Source organism: Ciceribacter ferrooxidans (assembly GCF_004137355.1).
Taxonomy (GTDB): Bacteria; Pseudomonadota; Alphaproteobacteria; order Rhizobiales; family Rhizobiaceae; genus Allorhizobium; species Allorhizobium ferrooxidans.
Window position 1 is genome coordinate 1 of sequence record NZ_SDVB01000296.1, and the last position, 272, is coordinate 272.

1 protein-coding gene is annotated in these 272 nt (G+C 60.7%); it reads right to left on the reverse strand.

What is annotated here, in order from left to right:
• On the reverse strand, positions 1-272 hold a 272-nt coding region (locus EUU22_RS25365; RefSeq protein ID WP_165351245.1), incomplete at both ends, for a hypothetical protein.

The window sequence follows — 272 nt, forward strand, 5'->3', positions numbered from 1 at the left end:
GTTGATGTTGTTCAGTTCGCCGGTATAGCCGACGAGCTGGATCAGGCCGTCGCCGGCCTGGAGCGCCATATCGTCATTCTGCACAAAGACGAAAGTATCGCCGTTGTGCTGGAAGGACGTCCAGCTATCGACCTCGACATTGGCGCTCGCGGTTTCCAGCTTGGCCATCAACGTGGCGTTGGCGTCGACCGCAACATCCACGTGCGCACCCGTAAGCACATCGCCTGTCAACTCGCCCGCCGTAGCACCTTCGCCGCGTGAGCTGAACGCCA